The sequence below is a fragment of the Streptomyces sp. PSU-S4-23 genome (assembly GCF_055632315.1).
The window spans coordinates 5,520,959-5,540,440 of record NZ_JBVMUU010000002.1 but is presented as its reverse complement, the minus strand read 5'-3'; the positions used below and the strand labels follow the sequence as shown (position 1 = coordinate 5,540,440).

17 protein-coding genes are annotated in these 19,482 nt (G+C 70.3%); 7 read left to right on the top strand and 10 right to left on the bottom strand.

All coding sequences use genetic code 11. The features are described 5' to 3' along the window. Nucleotides 1-142 precede the first annotated feature (142 nt). Nucleotides 143-1,606: a catalase gene (locus tag ACZ79I_RS25480; RefSeq protein ID WP_471499787.1), complete on the top strand. Its 1,464-nt coding sequence runs from the start codon at nucleotides 143-145 to the stop codon at nucleotides 1,604-1,606. 84 nt (nucleotides 1,607-1,690) lie between these two features. On the opposite strand, the gene ACZ79I_RS25475 is transcribed toward ACZ79I_RS25480, so the two are convergent. After that, the gene (locus ACZ79I_RS25475) at nucleotides 1,691-4,030 is read right to left on the bottom strand and encodes a transglycosylase domain-containing protein (protein WP_471499786.1); all 2,340 of its coding nucleotides are present in this window, start codon (nucleotides 4,028-4,030) and stop codon (nucleotides 1,691-1,693) included. 379 nt (nucleotides 4,031-4,409) lie between these two features. On the opposite strand from ACZ79I_RS25475, the gene ACZ79I_RS25470 reads away from it, so the two are divergent. The 3 genes from ACZ79I_RS25470 to ACZ79I_RS25460 all read left to right on the top strand — a co-directional run bounded on the left by ACZ79I_RS25470 (nucleotide 4,410) and on the right by ACZ79I_RS25460 (nucleotide 7,989). Continuing rightward, nucleotides 4,410-4,934: a PadR family transcriptional regulator gene (locus ACZ79I_RS25470; RefSeq protein ID WP_471499785.1), complete on the top strand. Its 525-nt coding sequence runs from the start codon at nucleotides 4,410-4,412 to the stop codon at nucleotides 4,932-4,934. Then, nucleotides 4,931-5,620, top strand: coding sequence for an ABC transporter ATP-binding protein (locus ACZ79I_RS25465; RefSeq protein ID WP_471499784.1), 690 nt, complete (start codon nucleotides 4,931-4,933; stop codon nucleotides 5,618-5,620). The genes ACZ79I_RS25470 and ACZ79I_RS25465 overlap by 4 nt, the downstream gene beginning before the upstream one ends. A gap of 68 nt (nucleotides 5,621-5,688) precedes the next feature. Then, a complete protein-coding gene (locus ACZ79I_RS25460; RefSeq protein WP_471499783.1) occupies nucleotides 5,689-7,989 on the top strand; it encodes an ABC transporter permease in 2,301 nt (766 codons plus the stop codon). A 55-nt stretch (nucleotides 7,990-8,044) separates the two neighbouring features. Here the strand turns inward: ACZ79I_RS25460 and ACZ79I_RS25455 are convergent, their stop codons facing one another. The 4 genes from ACZ79I_RS25455 to ACZ79I_RS25440 form a co-directional block, all read right to left on the bottom strand. Beyond that, nucleotides 8,045-8,473: a hypothetical protein gene (locus tag ACZ79I_RS25455; protein ID WP_471499782.1), complete on the bottom strand. Its 429-nt coding sequence runs from the start codon at nucleotides 8,471-8,473 to the stop codon at nucleotides 8,045-8,047. Nucleotides 8,474-8,477: 4 nt separating this feature from the next. Then, nucleotides 8,478-8,864 carry a roadblock/LC7 domain-containing protein gene (locus tag ACZ79I_RS25450; protein ID WP_471499781.1) on the bottom strand — a complete coding sequence of 129 codons (387 nt, stop codon included), beginning with the start codon at nucleotides 8,862-8,864 and terminating at the stop codon, nucleotides 8,478-8,480. Nucleotides 8,865-8,955: 91 nt separating this feature from the next. Next, nucleotides 8,956-9,864 (bottom strand): MarR family transcriptional regulator, encoded by a 909-nt coding sequence (locus ACZ79I_RS25445; protein WP_471499780.1) that lies wholly within the window; start codon nucleotides 9,862-9,864, stop codon nucleotides 8,956-8,958. Between the two features lie 183 nt (nucleotides 9,865-10,047). Continuing rightward, nucleotides 10,048-11,004, bottom strand: a complete 957-nt coding sequence (locus tag ACZ79I_RS25440) for a LysR substrate-binding domain-containing protein (protein WP_471499779.1) — start codon at nucleotides 11,002-11,004, stop codon at nucleotides 10,048-10,050. A gap of 159 nt (nucleotides 11,005-11,163) precedes the next feature. Between ACZ79I_RS25440 and ACZ79I_RS25435 the strand changes: the two genes are divergently transcribed. Then, nucleotides 11,164-11,718: a peroxiredoxin gene (locus tag ACZ79I_RS25435; protein WP_471499778.1), complete on the top strand. Its 555-nt coding sequence runs from the start codon at nucleotides 11,164-11,166 to the stop codon at nucleotides 11,716-11,718. Between the two features lie 4 nt (nucleotides 11,719-11,722). Further along, a complete protein-coding gene (locus ACZ79I_RS25430; RefSeq protein WP_471499777.1) occupies nucleotides 11,723-12,256 on the top strand; it encodes an alkyl hydroperoxide reductase in 534 nt (177 codons plus the stop codon). 86 nt (nucleotides 12,257-12,342) lie between these two features. On the opposite strand, the gene ACZ79I_RS25425 is transcribed toward ACZ79I_RS25430, so the two are convergent. The 4 genes from ACZ79I_RS25425 to ACZ79I_RS25410 form a co-directional block, all read right to left on the bottom strand. Then, complete coding sequence (locus tag ACZ79I_RS25425) at nucleotides 12,343-13,650, bottom strand: AI-2E family transporter (protein ID WP_471499776.1); 1,308 nt, start codon at nucleotides 13,648-13,650, stop codon at nucleotides 12,343-12,345. A gap of 172 nt (nucleotides 13,651-13,822) precedes the next feature. Then, nucleotides 13,823-14,536, bottom strand: coding sequence for an aggregation-promoting factor C-terminal-like domain-containing protein (locus ACZ79I_RS25420; RefSeq protein WP_471499775.1), 714 nt, complete (start codon nucleotides 14,534-14,536; stop codon nucleotides 13,823-13,825). Nucleotides 14,537-14,933: 397 nt separating this feature from the next. Then, nucleotides 14,934-16,259, bottom strand: a complete 1,326-nt coding sequence (locus ACZ79I_RS25415; protein WP_471499774.1) for a PhoH family protein — start codon at nucleotides 16,257-16,259, stop codon at nucleotides 14,934-14,936. Nucleotides 16,260-16,596: 337 nt separating this feature from the next. After that, entirely contained in the window at nucleotides 16,597-17,370 is a 774-nt protein-coding gene (locus ACZ79I_RS25410; RefSeq protein WP_381085946.1) for an isoprenyl transferase, read from the bottom strand. Between the two features lie 764 nt (nucleotides 17,371-18,134). Here ACZ79I_RS25410 and ACZ79I_RS25405 point away from each other — a divergent pair. Continuing rightward, entirely contained in the window at nucleotides 18,135-18,470 is a 336-nt protein-coding gene (locus ACZ79I_RS25405) for a DUF192 domain-containing protein (RefSeq protein WP_471499773.1), read from the top strand. 183 nt (nucleotides 18,471-18,653) lie between these two features. On the opposite strand, the gene ACZ79I_RS25400 is transcribed toward ACZ79I_RS25405, so the two are convergent. Further along, complete coding sequence (locus ACZ79I_RS25400) at nucleotides 18,654-19,430, bottom strand: class I SAM-dependent methyltransferase (protein WP_471499772.1); 777 nt, start codon at nucleotides 19,428-19,430, stop codon at nucleotides 18,654-18,656. Between the last annotated feature and the right edge of the window lie 52 nt (nucleotides 19,431-19,482).

Here is a 19,482-nt window from a genome sequence, read left to right as displayed (position 1 = left end):
GACGGCGACCCGGTCCGGCCTCCGGTCCTGGACCGGGACCGGAGCTGGACCAGGTCCAAATGTTGCCGACACCCCAGGGGCGGAGTTGACTGCTGAGGTGAGCCAAGCGACCTGACGACCTCGTTCGACAGGAGGGACGCTCGTGACTCAGGCACCTCAGTCGGTCCCGTACACCACGACGAACGCCGGTATTCCGGTGGAGAGCGACGAACACTCGCTGACCGTGGGACCGGACGGCCCGATCCTCCTCCAGGACCACTACCTCATCGAGAAGATGGCCCAGTTCAACCGGGAGCGGGTCCCCGAGCGCGTGGTGCACGCCAAGGGCAGTGGCGCGTACGGAACCTTCGAAGTAACCAACGACGTGAGCCAGTTCACCAAGGCCGCCCTCTTCCAGCCGGGCAAGCGCACCGAGATGCTCGCCCGCTTCTCGACGGTCGCGGGCGAACTCGGCTCCCCCGACACCTGGCGCGACCCGCGCGGCTTCGCGCTGAAGTTCTACACGGAGCACGGCAACTACGACCTGGTCGGCAACAACACCCCGGTCTTCTTCGTCCGGGATCCGCAGAAGTTCCAGGACTTCATCCGGTCGCAGAAACGCCACCCGGTCACCGGGCTGCGCAACAACGACATGCAGTGGGACTTCTGGACCCTCTCCCCCGAGTCGGCGCACATGGTGACATGGCTCATGGGCGACCGCGGCGTCCCGAAGACGTACCGCCATATGAACGGCTACTCCTCGCACACGTACATGTGGATCAACGGCGGCGGCGAGAAGTTCTGGGTCAAGTACCACATCAAGACCGACCAGGGCATCGACTTCCTCACCCAGGCCGACGCGGACCGCCTCGCCGGCGAGGACGCCGACGTGCACCGCCGTGATCTGTACGAGGCGATCGAGCGCGGCGAGCACCCGTCCTGGACGGTCCACGTCCAGGTGATGCCGTTCGAGGACGCCCCGGACTACCGGTTCAACCCGTTCGACCTGACCAAGGTGTGGCCGCACGGCGACTACCCGCTGATCGAGGTCGGCCGGATGACCCTCGACAAGAACCCCGAGGACTACTTCGTCCACATCGAGCAGGCCGCGTTCGAGCCGTCCAACATGGTGCCGGGCATCGGCCCCTCCCCGGACAAGATGCTGCTCGGGCGGCTCTTCTCCTACCCGGACACGCACCGCTACCGCATCGGCCCGAACTACGCCCAGCTGCCGCCCAACCGGCCGCGCTCGCAGGTCAACTCCTACGCCAAGGACGGCCCGATGCGCTACGAGCCCGCCGACACCGCCCGGCCGTACGCCCCCAACTCATACGGCGGCCCGGCCGCGGCGGTGACGCAGTTCGGCGATATCGCTGGCTGGCAGACGGCGGGCGAGATGGTCCGCGAGGCCTACCGGCTGCACTCCGAGGACGACGACTTCGGCCAGCCGGGCACCATGGTCCGCCATGTGCTGGACGACGCGGCCCGCGACCGGCTGGTGTCGAACGTCACCGGTCATCTCAAGGCCGGCGTGACCCGCCCGGTCCTCGACCGTGCGCTGCAGTACTGGCGCAACATCGACAAGGAGATCGGCGACCGCATCGCCCACAACGTCAACGGCGCCTGAGCGGGGCGGCCGCCCGGGCGGCTCCCGTGACGCGTCGAGGGGGCACCCGGACGACCGGGTGCCCCCTCTCCCACGCGCTCGGGATCATGTCCCGCCGTTGGGATTCAGCGGGTTGTTGGGCGGCGGCGGGGTGGTGGTGGCCGGCGTCGTCGGCGGGCTCGTGGTCGGAGGCTCCTGGGTGGGCGTCTGCGACTGCGTCGGCGGGGCCGAGGACGTCGGCGGCGCGGACGTGGGCGGCCGGGTGGTCGGCGTCGACGACGGCGTGCCGGTGGGCGACTGGCTGGTCGTCGGCGACGAGCTCGGCTGGACGGCCGCGCCCTGCGTGGTCTCCAGGTCGAACTTGCTGACGCCGTCCATCGCGTCGAAGGTGTACGCGGCCCAGATCTGCGCCGGGTAGCCACCGCCGTTGATGCGGCCGCTGCCCGGGATGAGGCCCGTCGCCCCCTTCAGCGACACCTGGGCGTGGCTCTTGGCGTCCTCGCCGAACAGGCCGACGGAGGTGACCAGGTCCGGTGTGTAGCCGGTGAACCAGGCCGACTTGTTGCTGTCGGAGGTACCCGTCTTGCCGGCGACCTGCTGACCGCGGCGGGCCGGGTTGTCCCGCACCGATGTCTTGGCCGTACCGTCGTCGACCACGCCGGTGAGCACGGAGGTGACCGTGTCCGCGGCCTCGCGGGTGATCACCTGGTCGCCGATCGGGTCCGGGAGGGTGACCGTGCGGTCCTTGTGCTCGGCCGACTTGATGATCGCGGGGGTGACCTTCTTGCCGTGGTTGTCGAGGGTGGCGTAGACCCCGGCCATCTCCAGCGGGCTCGCGCCCATGGAGCCGAGGGTCTGGGCGGGCACGGCCGGCAGTCCCTCGGTGTCCATGCCGAGGGAGTTCGCGGTCTTCAGGACCTCCTCCATGCCGACGTCGACGCCCATCTGCGCGAAGACCGAGTTCACGGACTGGTTCATCGCCGTCTGGACGGTGATGTCTCCGTAGTTCTGCTCGTCCTCGTTGGGCGGGGCGAAGGGGACCGCGCTGCCCTTGACCGGACGGCGGCTCATGCCGTCGTAGATCGTGTTCGCGTCGATCGCCCGGCCGTCCTGGGTCTTGGCGCCCTTGTCCAGCGCGGCGGCGAGGATCAACGGCTTGAAGGTGGAGGCGGGCTGATAGTCGCGGCGGGTCGCGTTGTTGCGGAAGTGCTTGAAGTAGTCGATGCCGCCGTACATGGCGATCACCCGGCCCGTCTTCGGGTCCACGGACGCCGCACCGGCCTGGACGTCGCCGTCGACGGACCGCTTCTTCGGGTTCAGCTTGCTGGTGAGGCGGTCCTTGACGGCCTGCTCCAGCTGGGCCTGCTTCTTCTTGTCGATGTTCAGTGTGATGGTCCAGCCGCCCTGTTTCACCAGCGCCTCGGCGTCACCGAGCGAGGCGGCGGTGCCCTGGCTGACCAGCTGCTTCTCCAGCGCCGCGTTGGCCGCGTCCACCAGGTAGCCGGTCTGCCCCTCCATGCCGGGCGCCGCCTTGGGCGTCTTCGGCACCGGGAACGTCATGCCCTGGCGTTTGCCCGCGTCCAGCCAGTGCTGCCCGACCATGTTGTCCAGGACGTAGTTCCAGCGGTTCTTCGCCAGCCTCTTGCCGGTGTCGGTGGCGATCGCCCAGTCGTACTGGTTCGGCGCCTGGAGCAGCGCGGCCAGGTAGGCGCCCTCCTGGACCGTGAGGTCCTTGGCGTCCTTGCGGTAGTACGCCTGCGCCGCGGCCTGGATGCCGTAGGCGCCGCGGCCGTAGTAGCTGGTGTTGATGTAACCCGCGAGGATGTAGTCCTTGGACTTCTGGCGGTCCAGCTTCAGCGAGATGACCAGTTCCTTCAGCTTGCGCGTGACGGTCTGGTTCTGGTTCAGGTAGTAGTTCTTGACGTACTGCTGGGTGATCGTGGAGCCGCCCTGGGCGCCCTTGCCGGACAGGGTGTTGATCAGACCGCGGGCCGTGCCCTTCAGGTCGACGCCCGCGTCCTTGTAGAAGGTCTTGTTCTCGGCGGCGACGAAGGTGCGCCGGACGTCCTTGGGGATCTCGGCGAGATCCACGTTCTCCCGGTTGATCTCGCCGGTGCGGGCCAGGATGGTGCCGTCGCTGTACTTGTAGACGTTGCTCTGCAGTTTGGCGGCCGCGTTGCCCTCGGGGATGCCGATCATCATGTACAGCACGATGAAGGCGCCCATGCCCAGCAGCACGAAGCCGAAGAGCGAGCCCAGGACGGTCTTCCAGGTGAAGAATCTGCGTATGCCGCTCTTCCCGGCCTTGCCGCCCCTGCCCCGTGCGGCGGCCCGGGGGCCCGGCGACGCGCCGACCGACGCGGATCCGGCCGTCCTGGACGAGCGCTTGGGCGCCGCGCGGCGGCCACCGCGCTGCCGCGCTCGTCTCTCTTCCGCTCGTCCCATGGCTCGATCCAATCCGCTTCGGTCTCGTGGGTCACACAGGTTCGTGGCTCGGGTCAGCTCAGAAAGCTAACACCGCACGGTATGACAAAGGGTTGCCGATCACGCCTTGTCGGACGTGAGATCCAGCACCTGTCCCATCCGAACCGACGTCCGAGAGCGGCGGAAGGTTGTCGGGCAGGCCCAAGTTCCTGGCGCGGCACGACCTCGCGCAGGCGCCGGGAACCCCCGCCGGACCGAGCGGCTCACGTTCCCCGAACACCCGGCCAGGCCTGTGGCAGAACCGTGACAAAGCCTCCCCACCTGCGAGGAGTCACCCTCCGGCGAGACCTATACGCCGCATGTATACGCGAGGTGTATACGCCGTGTGTAGAGTGAGCGCATGTCCATCGGTCACACCCTCCTAGGGCTCCTGGAGTCCGGGCCCCGTCACGGTTACGACCTGAAGCGGGCCTTCGACGAGAAATTCGGTCACGACCGGCCGCTGCACTACGGCCAGGTCTACTCGACGATGTCCCGCCTGCTGAAGAACGGGCTCGTCGAAGTCGACGGGATCGAGGCGGGCGACGGGCCCGAGCGCAAGCGGTACGCCATCACCGAGGCCGGGATCACCGACGTGCGGCGGTGGCTCGCGACCCCCGAGAAGCCCGAACCGTATCTGCAGTCGACCCTCTACACCAAGGTCGTCCTCGCGCTTCTCACCCACCGCGACGCGGCCGACATCCTCGACACACAGCGCGCCGAGCATCTGCGCATGATGCGGATCCTCACCGACCGCAAGCGCAAGGGCGACCTGGCCGACCAGTTGATCTGCGACCACGCCCTGTTCCATCTCGAGGCCGACCTGCGCTGGCTGGAGCTGACCGCCGCGCGCCTCGACCGGCTCGCCGAGGTGGTGGCCCCATGACGCATCCTCCCGGTTCCCTGCTCACCGCCGAGAACCTGCGCAAGGCCTACGGGCCGACCCTCGCCCTCGACGGCGCCGGGTTCTCCATCCACCCGGGCGAGATCGTCGCCGTGATGGGTCCCTCCGGCTCCGGCAAGTCGACGCTGCTGCACTGCCTCGCCGGGATCGTGCCGCCCGACTCGGGCTCGATCCTGTACGACGGCCGCGAGATGGCCGGCATGGGCGACGCCGAGCGCAGCCTCCTGAGGAGGTCCGAGTTCGGCTTCGTGTTCCAGTTCGGCCAGCTCGTGCCCGAGCTGACCTGCGTCGAGAACGTGGCCCTTCCGCTGCGGCTGGGCGGGACGCCCCGCAGGACCGCCGAGCGGACCGCGCTGTCCTGGATGGAGCGGCTCGAGGTCGACGACCTCGCGAAGAAGCGGCCCGGCGAGATATCCGGCGGTCAGGGACAGCGCGTCGCCGTCGCCCGCTCGCTGGTCACCTCGCCGCGCGTGCTGTTCGCCGACGAGCCCACCGGCGCCCTCGACTCCCTCAACGGCGAGCGCGTGATGGAACTGCTCACCGAGGCGGCCCGCTCCACCAACGCCGCCGTCGTGCTGGTCACGCACGAGGCGCGGGTGGCCGCGTACTCCGACCGCGAGATCGTCGTACGGGACGGGAAGTCCCGGGACATGGAGCGCATCGTATGAGCGCGGCACGGGGGCACCTCCCTGCTGGAGCGGAGTCGAGAGCTTGGGGGTGGCCCAGGGACCTGGCCATGGGGGCCAAGTTCGCGTTCACCGGCGGGCGCGAGGGGTGGGTCCGGGTTCTGCTGACGGCCGTCGGCGTCGGACTCGGCGTGGCACTGCTGCTGCTGACGACCGCCCTGCCGAACGTCCTGTCGGAGCGCAAAGTGCGCGAGGAGGCGCGCGCGGACCACACCTTCAGCCAGTCGCAGAGACCCAGGGCGGACAACACCCTGGTGGTCGCGGACGTCGACACCGAGTACCGCGGGAAGGACGTCCGCGGGCGGCTGCTGGAGCGGGAGGGCGCCCGGGCGCCCTTGCCGCCGGGGCTGACGTCGTTCCCGGCGCCGGGCGAGATGGTGGTCTCCCCCGCTCTGAAGGAGCTGCTCACATCCGGAGACGGGAAGCTGCTGCGGGAGCGGCTGCCGTACCGGATCGCCGGGACCATCGGGGAGAGCGGCCTCATCGGTTCCCAGGAACTCGCCTACTACGCGGGCGCCAAGGGACTGGCGGCGCACATCGCGCCCCCGTACGTGGCCCGTATCAACAGCTTCGGCGGCGCCGACCCCGGCTCCGAGCCGTGGGATCCCGTTCTGCTCCTGCTGGTCCTGGTCGTCTTCGTGGTGCTGCTCATGCCCGTCGGGGTCTTCATCGCGGCGGCCGTGCGGTTCGGCGGCGAGCGGCGCGACCGGCGGCTGGCCGCCCTGCGTCTGGTCGGCTCCGACAGCGGCATGACCCGGCGGATCGCCGCCGGGGAGGCCCTCGCCGGGTCCCTGTTCGGGCTGCTGCTGGGCGTCGGCTTCTTCCTGATCGGGCGTCAGCTCGTCGCGCAGGTGGAAGTCTTCGGCATCAGCGTCTTCCCCAGCTACCTGAACCCGGCGCCCGCGCTGGCGCTGCTGGTCGCGGTGGCCGTCCCCACGGCCGCGGTGCTCGTCACCCTGCTCGCGCTGCGCGGTGTGGTCATCGAGCCGCTCGGCGTGGTCCGCACGGCCAGGCCCGCACGGCGCCGGCTGTGGTGGCGGCTGCTGCTGCCACTGGCCGGGCTCGCCATGCTCTACCCGATGGTCGGGAAGGGCAACGACAACGGGAACTTCAACCAGTACCTGGTCGTCGGCGGCGTCATGTTCCTGCTCGTCGGCATCACCGCACTGCTGCCCTGGGTCGTCGAAGCGGTCGTCGCCCGGCTCGACGCCGGCGGGGTGTCATGGCAACTGGCCGTCCGCAGGCTCCAGCTGAGCAGCGGCACCGCGGCGCGTATGGTCAACGGCGTCGCGGTGGCGGTGGCCGGTGCGGTCGCGCTGCAGATGCTGTTCGCCGGTGTGGAGGGCGACTACAGGGCGTCGACGGGACGCGACCTGACGCGGGCCCAGATGCAGGTCTCCCTGCCGAGCGGCGCTCCGCTCGACCCGGCCGCCCGGGAGATGCGGAACACCAAGGGCGTACGCCGGGTCATAGCGTTCTCGGAATCCTATGTCGGCGACCGGGCCAAGGACCCGGACAACACCACCCAGGTCACGGTGGGCACCTGCGAGGCCCTGCGCGAGACGGCGCCGCTCCCCTCGTGCCGCGAGGGCGACGTCTTCGCCGTGCAGGGTGCCGTGTTCGACACCGGCACCGCGGAGCTGGCCAAGCCCGGCCGGACCCTGTACTTCGATCCGTCCTACGCCAACGGCGACAAGGGCAAGGAGGTCGCCTGGACGGTACCGCGGACGCTGAAGCAGGCCCGGGCGGGCAACGACCCGACCGGGTCGGAGCGCGGCGGCTTCCTGATCACCCGCGGCGCCCTGTCCGCGAAGGCGGCTGCGGCGTTCGACAGGCAGTTGTACATCGGGGTGGACCCCTCGGTGCCCGACGCGCGGGACTATGTGCGGAACACCGCGGCGCGGCTCGCTCCGCTCTCCATGCCCAACACCTGGGCGACCTCCAGGGAGTCCGTGCGCTTCGCCTCCATCCGCACCGGGCTGTTCGTGGGCGCGGCCTGTGTGCTGGCGCTGATCGGGGCGAGTCTGCTGGTCTCGCAGCTGGAGCAGTTGCGCGAACGCAGGAAGCTGCTGTCGTCGCTGGTCGCCTTCGGCACCCGGCGCCGCACGCTGAGCCTGTCGGTGCTGTGGCAGACGGCGATCCCGATCGCGCTGGGCCTGCTGCTGGCGTCGGTGGTGGGTCTCACGCTGGGCGCGGTCCTGCTGAAGATGGTCGGCGCCACGGTGAGCGTGGACTGGGCGAGCCTGCTGGCGATGACCGGCAGCGGCGCGGCGGTCGTGCTGGTGGTGACGGTGCTCAGCCTGCCGCCGCTGCTGCGGCTGATGCGGCCGGACGGTCTGCGCACCGAGTGACCGGCCGGGCCGGCCGTGTGGGCCCCCTCCCCGCTGGGAGGGGGCCCACACGCGTTCACAGGCTGTATTCCTTCACCACCCGGCGGACCTGGGCGAAGAGCATGCCGACGTTCACCGACTTGCGGCAGACGACCACGGCGACGACGTCCTGCTGCTCGTTCATGCGCACGAACAGATGGGTGAGGTGGTCGCTGTTGACGAGGATCTCCTGGAAGAAGTGGTTGTCGCCGCTGACCCCGCGGCGCTCCTTGAACACGTCCTCGATCATCACCACCGTGCGCCCCTGGAACAGGTCGAGGGTCGCGCCCGCCAGGAGGTCGAGGACCTCGGGCGGGTGGTTGTCCACGGTCTCGTACGACAGCAGCATGCCCGTCGCCATGTCGACCACACCCGCGGCCACACAGTCGGGGGCCTCGGAGCGGAGGGTCTTGACCAGGCCCAGCACCTGGTCGGAGAAGCTCTGAGTCATACGCTTCGTCGCCATCCCCTCATACTCCCTCGGGTGCCGTCGCGGTGAGGATCGAGCCGATGCGGTCGATGGCCGGCCGGGTCGCCAGGTGCAGCCGGTCCAGGTCCATCCCCTCGTCACCGAGCACGACCATCAGGGCGGTGTCGCCGACGGCGTAGAAGGCGGCGCAGCCGTGGCTGCCGTATGCCACGGTTCCCTGCAGGGTGCCCCGGGCGGTCGCCTCGGTGGTGCGCCGGGCGAGCCCGATGCCGGCCGCGGCCAGTGCGGCGAGCCCCTCGGGATCGATGCCGTTCGCGGTGTCGGCGGCGATGAGCAGTCCGTCGGCCGCCGCGACCGCGGTGTCGGTGATTCCCGTCACCTGATCGCGCAGGCCGCGCATCTCCAGCGCCAGCGCCGTGTGGTCCATGGTCTCAACTCCCTGTGCATCATTCATCGGTGACCGCGTATGTGCGTCGTGCGCATATGCGGGTCGTGGTCGGTTCGTGCTCGGCTCGTGGTCATCTCGCGGTTCCGCTCCGCAGCCGGAAGAACCCTTTCCGGCGCGGCCCGTTCCCTTCGGTGGCGGGCGTCTCGGCGATGCCGCTGGCGCCTGGGGTGCGGCGGGGCAGGACGGGCGCCGGAGGCGGAGGGGGAGGCGCGGCACGCTCGGGGCCGGGTGCGGCCGCGCCCTGCGGTTCCGCCCGCGGTTCCACCCGCTGGGGCGTCCGCGGGGGCGTCCGCGGGGGCATCCGCGGGCGCAGCCCCTCGGCCGGTACATGGCCCGGTATCCGGACCGCCGGCGCGGCCGACGCGACGCACTCGAGGTAGCCCGCGCCCAGCAGGCGGGCCATCTCGACGGTGACCGTGTAGACCGCGCGCCCGGTGCTGAAGGCGATGTCCCGAGCCGTGCGGCGGCCGTCCGCGTGGAGCATCACCTCCCGCTGCACGGCGCCGAGTCGGGCGAGGTCCGCCTCGACGGCGGGCAGCGGGCGCTCCCGGTCGGGCCGTACCGGATGCGGCAGGACGTCGAGCGCGGCCAGCCTGCGCGCCGCCTGGTGCAGCAACCGCGCGGGCGTCTCCCCGACGGCCAGTGCCTCGGGGGGTTCGGCGGGGTCCTCGATCGCCTCGCAGCCGTCCACCTGCCCGGCGAGGATCGCGAAGACCGCGTCCTGCATCGCCATCACCCGCACGACCCGCAGGGCGGCCGCCCCGGCGCCGGACCGGCCGGAACGCAGCAGCAGCGTTCCGGGGCCGGGGGCGCCGGGGCTCGCGACGGCGACGACGAGGCCGTCACGGATATGGACGACTCCCCCCGGCCGCCCGGAAACCCTCAGGCCGCCATCGCCCTTCTCGTGTGCGTGGCGCGTCACCGCGCGCGACAGCAGGTCGTATCCGTCCCGCTCAGGGGAATCCCATATGCCCGTCACAACTCCCCTTGGAATGTCGCACATGTGCCTGACGCGTCACGCCGAGGGGGTATGTGTATCAGTCCGGGTGGATTTCCCGGTGAAAGTCGCGGTAGGTGACGGAAGTTGCGTTCTCTCGCCGTTCCCGGGACGTGTTGCGGCGCACAAATGACCGGAAGTGCAACGGCGGTTGTCCGCGGATTCTTAGGAGCCGGGCGCCCACACCCGCACGGGCAGTGGCCGCATGGCCTCGCGGAGGGCCTGCGCCAGTTCCTCGTACTCCGCGCCCCGGGCGGCGCCCGTGCGCATGGCGAGGGCGACGCTCCGGGTGGGCGCCGGATCCGCGAAGTAGCCGGTGAGGAGCTGGTCGCTGCGGGTGGTCTCGACCCTGAGGGCCGTACGGGGCAGCAGGGTGACGCCCAGTCCGCCGGCGACGAGCTGCACGAGGGTGGACAGTCCGGCCGCGGTCGTGGTCACCGGAAAGTCCCCGCGCCCGGCCTCGCGGCAGATGTCGAGGGCCTGGTCCCGCAGGCAGTGCCCCTCGTCGAGGAGCAGCAGGTTCAGCTCGCGCAGGGCTTCCCTGGGGATCCCCTCGCGGCCTCCGAGCCAGTGGTCGAGCGGGGTGACGAGCACGAAGTCCTCGTCGAACAAGGGGAGTTCGACGACGCCGGGAACGCCGAGGGGGACGGCGAGCAGCAGCAGGTCGAGACGGCCGCTGGTGAGCCCGTCCAGGAGGCTGGCGGTCTGCTCCTCGTGGACCTGGAGGTCGAGGTGCGGGTAGCGGTCGTTCACGAGCCGGAGGACGGTCGGCAGCAGATAGGGCGCCACGGTAGGGATCGCCCCGAGCCGCAGCGCTCCGGTGAAGGGCGCCCGGACGGCCTCGGCCTCCTCCATGAGCGTGCCGACCTCGTGCAGCACCGCCTTGGCCCGTACGGCGAGGCGCTCACCGGCGGGCGAGAGCAGCACCTTGCGGGTGGTGCGCTCCAGCAGGGTGACGCCCAGGATCTCCTCCAGGGTGGAGACGGCGCCCGACAGCGCCGGCTGGCTCATGCCGATCGCGGCGGCGGCGTCGCGGAAGTGGAGGTGCTCGGCGACGGCCGCGAAGGCGCGCAGCTGGGCGAGACTGGGCTGGCGGCGCCCATGGGTCCTGATCGGGGTCAAGACCGTACCCCTTACTCATAGTCACTGATAGCCGATCTCGATCAACATGACCGAGTGTAGCTATTTCCCTGATCAATGCACTCTGTGCCAGGATCACGATCGTCCAACCCATGGGAGACAGCCTGTGACCGGGATGTCTCCTCGCTGCAAGGAGAGCCCGTGCTCACTGTCGGTGACAAGTTCCCCGAGTTCGAACTGACCGCCTGCGTCTCGCTGGAGAAGGGCAAGGAGTTCGAGCAGATCGACCACAAGACCTACGAGGGCAAGTGGAAGATCGTCTTCGCCTGGCCCAAGGACTTCACCTTCGTGTGCCCGACCGAGATCGCGGCCTTCGGCAAGCTGAACGACGAGTTCGCCGACCGTGACGCCCAGATCCTCGGCTTCTCCGGTGACTCCGAGTTCGTGCACCACGCCTGGCGCAAGGACCACGACGACCTGCGCGACCTGCCGTTCCCGATGATGGCGGACTCCAGGCACGAGCTGATGCGCGCGCTGGGCATCGAGGGCGAGGACGGTTTCGCGCAGCGCGCCGTCTTCATCGTCGACCCGAACAACGAGATCCAGTTCACCATGGTGACCGCCGGTTCCGTCGGCCGGAACCCCAAGGAGGTCCTGCGGGTCCTGGACGCCCTGCAGACCGACGAGCTGTGCCCGTGCAACTGGGCCAAGGGCGACGAGACGCTCGACCCGGTCAAGCTGCTGGCCGGTGAGTGAGCCGATGTCTCTCGACTCCCTCAAGGCCGCCGTACCGGACCACGCCAAGGACCTGAGGCTCAACCTCGGCTCGGTCATCGGCAACTCCGGCCTGCCCACGCAGCAGCTGTGGGGCACGGTGCTGGCCACGGCCATCGCCTCCCGGTCCCCGATCGTGCTGCGCGAGCTGGAGCCGGAGGCGAAGGCGAACCTCACGCCGGAGGCGTACACCGCGGCGAAGTCCGCGGCCGCCGTCATGGCGATGAACAACGTCTTCTACCGCACGCGCCACCTGCTGTCGGACCACGAGTACGGCAATCTGCGCGCGGGCCTGCGGATGAACGTCATCGGCAACCACGGGGTCGACAGGACCGACTTCGAGCTGTGGTGTTTCGCGGTGTCGGCGGTCAACGGCTGCGGCTCGTGCCTGGACTCGCACGAGCAGGTGCTGCGGAAGGCCGGCGTGGAGCGTGAGGTCGTCCAGGAGGCATTCAAGATCGCCGCGGTGATCCACGCGGTGGGTGTGACCCTGGACGCGGAGGCGGTCCTGGCGGAGTAGCCGGCGGCGGCCGCCTCGGGCCCCGTCCACCGTGCGGTGGACGGGGCCCGACGCCGTGTGCCGCCCCTCTCGGGTGCGCGCGGCCCCTACGAGACGACGTCGGACGGCGGTGGGGCCGTCTGCTGCGGCATCTGCTCCGCCGTCCGCTGCGGCCTCTGCTGCGCCGCGACGGCGGCCGAGTACGACCGCAGATAGCCCACCACGGTGTTCGTCACCGCCACCAGCGGCACCGCGACCACCGCGCCGCCGATCCCCGCGATCATCCCGCCGGCCGTCACCGACAGCACCACCGCCAGCGGATGGACCCGGACCGCCCGGCCCAGGATGAACGGCTGCAGGATGTGGCCCTCGATCTGCTGGACGGCGAGGACCACGGCCAGCGTCATGATGGCGGTGAAGACGCCCTGCGTCACCAGCGCCACCACCACCGCCAGCGCGCCCGACGCCACCGCGCCCACCAGGGGGATGAAGGAGAACAGGAAGATGAAGACGGCCAGTGGCACCGCCATGGGGACGTCCAGGAAGTAGATCCCCAGGCCGATGAAGATCGCGTCGATGAGGGCCACGATCACCGTGCCGCGGACGTAGGCCGTCAGCGTGCGCCATGCCCGCGGGCCTGCACCCGCCACCCCCGGCCGCGCCGCCGCGGGGACCAGCTTCAGCGTCCACTCCCAGATGCGCCGGCCGTCGTACAGCAGGAAGAGGGTGGAGAACATCGTCAGGAGGATGCCGGTCAGCGCCTCCACGATGACGGTCACGCCTTCCAGGCCCGCCGAAGTGATCTGGTCGGTGTTGGCGCCGATCGCCTCGCGCAGGTTCTTGGCGATCTCGTTGATCTGCTTGTCGGTGACGTGGAAGGGGCTGTTCAGCAGCCACTTGCGCAACTCGTCGATGCCGTCCTGGATCTGGTTGGAGAGCGAGTCGATGTTCTCCATGACCTGCCACGTCACGAACCAGCCGATCAGGCCCATGATGACGAAGCCGAGAACGGCGGTCAGCGCGGTCGCCGGCCCGCGGGGCACGCCGTGCCGTTTCAGCCGTGCCACGGTCGGCTGCAGCAGCGCCGTGATGAGCAGCGCGGCCACGAAGGCCAGCACCACCAGTTGCACGGCGCTGATGACCCGCATCAGCACCCAGACGGTGCCCGCGAGGACGAGCACCCGCCAGCCCGCCTCCGCCGCGACCCGCACGCCCCACGGCACCGCCTCGACGGGGTGCGGGCGCGGCACGACTGCGGGTGCGTACGCGGGGGGTGGCGGAACGCGGTCCGGCGCCGCGGGCGGCTCGGGCTCGGCGCTCTCCTTCTCGACCTCGGCACGGCGTTCGTCCAGCCGCTCCCCCATCTGGGTCAGTCCGGCGCCGAGCCGAGCGAGCCACCCTGGCACTACCGACATGATCCGTCCTCTTCCCCCGTGTCCGCGGGTGCCCCCCACCACTCCCCCCTGGAGTTCACGGATCCGACCGTACAGGGCCGGGCCCCACGGCGGTGAACGGCCGCAGCCCCTCACCCATAGACGGTGAGGGGCTGCGGGAGGTTGAGTGGCCGCCCGCGGGCGGAGTCGCGACTCAGTACCAGTGGTTGGCCTGCCAGAACGACCATGCCTCGCACGGGCTGCCGTAGCGGCTGTTCATGTAGTTCAGGCCCCACTTGATCTGCGTGGCCGGGTTGGTCTGCCAGTCGGCGCCGACGGAGGCCATCTTGGAGCCCGGCAGGGCCTGGAAGAGGCCGTAGGCACCGGAGGAGGCGTTGACGGCCCGGTAGTTCCAGCTGGACTCGTGGTCCACGATGTTGCTGAAGCACTGGAACTGGCCGCTCGGCACCATCTGCCGCGCCATCGCCTGGATCTGCGACACGGTGTAAGAGCTCTGGACGGCGAAGCTGGACGCGGAGCGCACGGCGTCGCGACTGGCCTTGGCCTCCGCCTCCTTGCGCGCCTTGGCCTCTTCTTCCGCCTTCTGCGCGGCCTTCTGCTTGGCGATCGCGTCCGCGGCCGCCTGCTTGCGTGCCGCCGCCTCGGCGTCCTTCTTGGCGCTGGCGTCCGCGGCGATGGCCTGCGCGTCGGCCTGCTGCGTCAGGGACGCCGTCTGCACCTGGGCCTGCTGGCCGGCGGGTATGTCTGCGAGGAGCGTCGAGTCGCTTGCCGTCGCCTCGGCGTCGTTGGTCTGCGCGGTGCTGCCCGAGGCAACCCCGACGACGCTTCCGACAGCGGTGACCGCCGTGGCCGAGGCCACTGCGAATCCCCGGACCGAAATCCGGCTCACACGGTTTCCTTCCAGCATCGCCCGCTTCGGTGACCCTGGCGGACGCAATCGTGCCCCTGACGCTGGCCTCCCAACTAGCGGGGTCACGGGAGGCACGGGCCCGGTGGGCAACTCCCGGCACGGGAGCGCCGCGTGGTGCTCGGGCGGCATACGACGGCCCTATGGAGTTCTGGATGCTTCAGTTGTGCCGTACCGCTGGGGGTACCGATGTGTCGTATGCGGGGCCTGACAGGAGTGAGACTCTGCCGTAACCCGACACCGGGTGGCAATTCCGTGTTGCGTGTGAAAGCTCACATCCCGTTTGACCCAGGGGATTCTCAGGATCCACCACATGTGAAGGCGCCGCCCGGCTAGGCTCTAGCCTTTGCCGGACGACGCCAACCTGCGGGTAATCAGCCCAAGTTGAGCACTTCGGTCAGATCTGCCCTTCCTCCAGCATTTCGGTCACAAGGGCGGCGATCTGGGACCTCTCGGACCGGGTGAGCGTGACGTGCGCGAAGAGCGGATGCCCCTTCAGCTTCTCCACGACGGCGACGACCCCGTCGTACCGGCCGACGCGCAGGTTGTCCCGCTGGGCGACGTCATGGGTCAGCACCACCCGTGAATTCGCGCCGATCCGGGACAGAACGGTCAGCAGGACGTTCCGTTCGAGCGACTGGGCCTCGTCCACGATCACGAACGCGTCATGGAGCGAGCGGCCGCGGATGTGGGTGAGCGGGAGGACCTCCAGCATCCCGCGCGCGGTGACCTCTTCTATGACCTCGCGGCTGGTGACCGCGGACAGCGTGTCGAAGACGGCCTGCGCCCAGGGGCTCATCTTCTCGGCCTCGGTGCCCGGCAGATAACCGAGCTCCTGCCCGCCGACCGCGTACAGCGGCCGGAAGACCATCACCTTCTGGTGCTGCCTGCGCTCCAGCACCGCCTCCAGGCCCGCGCACAGCGCCAGCGCCGACTTGCCGGTGCCGGCCCGGCCGCCCATCGAGACGATCCCGACGTCCGGGTCGAGCAGCAGGTCCAGGGCGATCCGCTGTTCGGCGCTGCGGCCCTTGATGCCGAACGCCTCCCGGTCGCCGCGGACGAGACGGACGTTGCCCTCCGCCGTGACGCGCCCCAGCGCCTTGCCCCGCTCCGACTGGATCGTCAGGCCGGTGTGCACGGGGAGGTCCGCGGCCTCGGGGACGTAGACGTGCCCCTCGTCGAAGAGGATGTCCACCTGCTCGCCGGACAGGCTCAGTTCGGACATCCCGGTCCAGCCGGAGGAGTCCGTGATGGCCAGCTCCGCGCGGTACTCCTCGGCGAGAAGGCCGACGGAGGACGCCTTGATCCGCAGCGGGAGGTCCTTCGACACGACGGTGACGTCGAACCCCTCCGCCTGCAGGTTGCGGGCGACCGCGAGGATGCGGGAGTCGTTGTCCCCCAGGCGGTAGCCGGTGGGCAGCACGCTGGGGTCCGAGTGGTTGAGCTCGACCCGGAGGGTCCCACCGAGGTCCCCGATCGGGATGGGGGCGTCGAGACGGCCGTACCGGACACGGTAGTCGTCGAGCAGGCGGAGCGCCTGCCGGGCGAAGTAGCCGAGTTCGGGATGGTGCCGCTTGGCCTCCAGCTCCGTGACCACGACGACGGGCAGCACGACCTCGTGCTCCTCGAAGCGGCTCATGGCGTTCGGGTCGGCCAGCAGGACGCTGGTGTCGAGAACATAGGTGCGCCGGTCTGGCTTGTGGCGCTTTGTGCTGGTCACCACGGAAGGACGTACCCCCTCGGATGAGGTCGGGGAGCGACGAGAAGGGAATCCGGGAGGGCGGGCGGGAGGAAGGCGGCCGGTTGCCGGCCGCGTCGCACGGGCCGGGAACCGGCCCTCCGCTGCTTCCTCCGTGCAGTGGCCGCACGGTCGGGCTGATGCAAAGGGCCTCCCGGGCGGACGGCCCCGAGCCGCCCGCTGAGATACGGCACCCGTGGTTCGGGTGTCGACCTGCTTGCCTTATGCCCTCGAACGCGCGTGGCCATGCCACGGGCCATGACGGCGCGCCGGTGAACTCCGTGTGACGCCTTCCCCCAGGGGGGTGATACGACGTGGCGGGTCAGCCGCCGTAGCGGCGGTGTCGCGCCGCGTAGTCACGCAGGGCGCGCAGGAAGTCGACCTTGCGGAAGGCCGGCCAGAAGACCTCACAGAAGTAGTACTCCGAATGGGCGGTCTGCCACAGCATGAATCCGGACAGCCGCTGCTCGCCACTCGTACGGATCACCAGGTCGGGGTCGGGCTGGTCACTGGTGTAGAGGTGGCGGCCGATCATGTCGATGTCGACGGACTCGGCGAGGTCCTCCATCGAGGTGCCCTTGTCGCGGGCGTCGAGGATCATCGACCGCACGGCGTCGGCGATCTCCTGGCGTCCGCCGTAGCCGATGGCGACGTTGACGAGTATCCCGTCGACGTGCGCGGTGGCCGCCTCGGCCTCCTTGAGGACGGTCTGCATCTGCCCGGGCAGCAGGTCGAGCGCGCCCACGTGGTGCACGCGCCAGCGGCCGTCGGCCGCGAGGGAGCGTACGACGTCCTCGATGATCCCGAGGAGCGGGACCAGCTCCTCCTTCGGCCGGTCGAAGTTGTCGGTCGACAGCAGCCAGAGGGTGACGACCTCGACGTCCGTCTCGGCACACCAGCCGAGGAACTCCTCGATCTTGTCGGCCCCGGCCCGGTGACCCTGCGCGGTGGTCGAGCCCGCCGCCTTCGCCCAGCGCCGGTTGCCGTCCATGACGACGCCGATGTGCTTGGGCACCTGAGCGTGGTCCAGGTGGCCTTCCACCCGGCGTGCGTACAACCTGACCAGCAGGCCGCGCAGCTTGTCGCGCAGGTTCACGTGATTGTCAGCCCCTCCGTGCGGATCAGACAGGTGCGGGCGTGCGCGATCCCCGTCAGATGGCGGTCCCCGGACCCCGTCAGACGGGGGTCCCCGGAGCCGAAGCCTACCCCCGCAAGGCCCCCGCCCGGCCCACGGGCGCCGGGGCCCCGGCCGGGGTTCCGGCCGTGAACGGGGGCCCGGGTGGCCGGTGTTCTGGGCCGTTTGCACGAGGGTGGCCCTTCTGGGGAGATACGCGGGGCGGCCTCCCGAGGGGCTGGTACGGGGGTGTCGGGCGGGCCGGGCAGGCGGACCTGGCAGGCGGACCGGAACGGGCTCGCCGCTCCGGCGCGACAGGCGAGCCGGACGTTCGGCCGGGGGGAAGACCGGGGGGAAGACCGGGGGAAGAGAGGAGCGGGAAGAGAGGAGGGGAAGAGAGGAGCGGGAAAAGAGACGGGCACAGAAAACGGGCCGGTCCGTGGGGGGGAGACGGACCGGCCCGAGGGGGGGCTTCCACCATAACCCTTCGTAAGTGATGCTGCGCGCATTGCCGTGCCAAAACTACTCTCCGCAACCGTCCGACAACACCCCGGTCATCCCGGAAGCGCTCATTCACAGGCGGCCGCGGCCCTCTCGCTGCGGTTTCCAGGGGAATCCGGCGGGATCCTGAGGGATCCAAGGGGTTTGGGTGGGCTTGTGCGGCACTCGGTGACATGTCCCACGTCCTCCAGGCGGGTGACCGCAGGGGAGGGCGGGCGCTTGACGCCGTCGCTAACTTCGCAGCCATGGCCATGCTCACAACACCCGGGACGCCTGATCCCATACCCCTGGAGCTCGCCCGCTCAGCGCGGGCCCGGCGGCGCGGACTGCTCGGGCGCGACGGGATCGAGGGAGCGCTGCTGCTGAGTCCCGCGAGCGCGGTCCACACGCTGGGGATGCGGTTCGCGATCGATGTCGCCTATCTCGACCGGAACTTGCGGGTCGTGGCGGTACGGACGATGCGGCCGGGGCGCATCGGCCTGCCCCGTCCCCGCGCACGCCACGCACTGGAGGCGGAGGCCGGGGCGATGGAACGCTGGGGGATACGGCGCGGCGTACGGGTCGCCGTACAGGACGACTGAGGGCGGCTCGGCGCGGTGTTCACGGCACCGCACAGCCCCCTCCACTGCACGGTGCCACCCGCGCAGCTTTGCTTGCGCGAATTACCTTGGTCTGAACTTACGTGAGTCATGGGCGCGAAGCGAGCCGCTGTCCATAACGATGTGGAAACCCCGTGCGGACGTCCCGGCATATGGACACCGGCCTCACCCCCGTTCCCCCGGTTTGCGGGCTTCGATCAGGAAACGGGTGCTGTGGGCGACGAAGGCCCCCTCGGTCTCGATCCGCTCGTGCAGGCACCGGAGCCGGTCCGCGTACTGCTCCACGGTGAAGCCCGGAACCATCCAGATCACCTTGCGCAGGAAGTGGACGACGGCGCCGATGTCACCGAACTCCATGCGCAGCCGCGTCTCCCGGAGATCGGTGACCTCCAGTCCGGCCGTCTCGGCCTCGGCCCGCGCGCGCCGGGGGTCACGGGCCCGGCGGACCTCCTGCGGCTGCGGTCCCAGGAAGTGCTCGACGAGTTCGAAGGCGCTCGCCGGGCCCACCTGCTGGGAGAAGTACATGCCGCCCGGCCGCAGGACGCGGGCGATCTCGCGCCAGTGGGTGCGCACCGGGTGGCGGCTGGTCACCAGGTCGAAGGCGGCGTCCGCGAACGGCAGCGGCGCGTCCTCCGGCGAGGCGACGACCACGGCACCGCGCGGGTGGAGCAACGCGGCGGCCTTGGCCACGTTGGGCGGCCAGCCCTCGGTGGCGACGGTCAGCGGCGGGAACGCCGGGGCGGAGCCCAGGACCTCCCCTCCCCCGGTCTGCACGTCGAGCGCGGCGCTCACGCGCGCCAGCCGCGCCGCCATCGACCGCGCGTACCCCCACGGAGGCCGCTCCTCCGTGGCCCGCCCCTCGAACCAGGAGAAGTCCCAGCCGTCGACGGGAGCGTCGACGGCCTCACGGACGAGGTCCTCGAAGGTACGGCCGGCGGTCATGGCGTGATCCTTCCAACAACCGGGGAGGGAAGGCGACCGAATTTCCCGGCGC